Below are 1,035 nucleotides of genomic sequence, written 5' to 3' on the forward strand. Positions count from 1 at the left end.
GGGGGGGACAGCGGAACATCTGTTGTACAACGGAAGCCGAAAAAAGCTGACGTTGTTGGCAATCCAGCATCACGATGCTGCCCAATCATGAAAATCAGATAGGTTCCCGATCGCAATCACTGACTGAGTGAGGAACCCCGCGGCAGCATGCGTCCAAGCACTTTGTCTTTCAGGACAAACTGATGAAAAAGCGCCGCCGCGCCATGGCCTGTCGCAAGACCCATAATCAACCAGGCGTTCCAGTAATGTAGCGTCTGAAACCACGTCACGGTTTCCGCCGGGAACCGCGCGAACGGGGATGGAATCAGGAGGCCGAAAAAACTCATCGTCTGCCCGGCACCCCATCGCCAGAGATAGCCCAGCAAGATTTCCGCCAGAAGCAGCACATAGAGCGTGTACTCTGCTCCAAGGGCGAATACCCGGTCCACAGGCACGAGAAGGTCCGACAGATGCCGGCCTTTCGTCAGACGCCAGACAATGCGGAACACCATAATTGCGGTCAGCAGGATGCCGGCTGTCAGATGCGCGACCACCATCAGATGATGGACGGGTTTTGTTGGCCAGTTCCAGGTTTCGCCAAGAGCAAACTGAAGCAGCACCAGAAAGGCCGTCATCCAGTGAAGGATGATCGTCGGCCTGTCGTAACGCAGCAGGCTATCTGTGATGTCCGGCGTTGAATAAGGCATATACGTCTCGGCAAAAAAGAACCCTGAATCCACTTCCGTATCATGCTTACCTGACAGGATTCTGAACAGAACAGATTTTCCTAAAACATAAATAATATTGAAAATAACTCGCAATATCAGAATGAAATATCTGTTGTCGCGGCAAATGATGCATCTTAACCTTTATTTGTATTCACCAGAAGCAGCAGGTCATCTTATGTCGCGTCTCCATCCTTTGGCCGAACGTCATGCCGTCGAGAAACTGGGATGGCTGCGTGCGGCTGTTCTCGGCGCCAATGACGGAACGCTGTCGACCGGCAGCCTCATCGTCGGCGTTGCCAGTTCTCATGCGACACGCGGCAGCATTCTC

The 1,035-nt window shown here is 53.1% G+C and carries 1 protein-coding gene and 1 pseudogene; one reads left to right on the forward strand and one right to left on the reverse strand.

Annotation, left to right across the window (positions count from 1 at the left end; genetic code table 11):
- Window positions 1-116: 116 nt before the first annotated feature.
- A complete protein-coding gene (locus HKD31_RS15920; RefSeq protein WP_061276397.1) occupies window positions 117-686 on the reverse strand; it encodes a cytochrome b in 570 nt (189 codons plus the stop codon).
- A 196-nt stretch (window positions 687-882) separates the two neighbouring features.
- On the opposite strand from HKD31_RS15920, the pseudogene HKD31_RS15925 reads away from it, so the two are divergent.
- A pseudogene (locus HKD31_RS15925) lies at window positions 883-1,035 on the forward strand (VIT1/CCC1 transporter family protein); the annotation flags it as partial.

This window comes from Gluconobacter potus (genome assembly GCF_015244705.1).
In the GTDB taxonomy this organism is placed as follows: domain Bacteria; phylum Pseudomonadota; class Alphaproteobacteria; order Acetobacterales; family Acetobacteraceae; genus Gluconobacter; species Gluconobacter potus.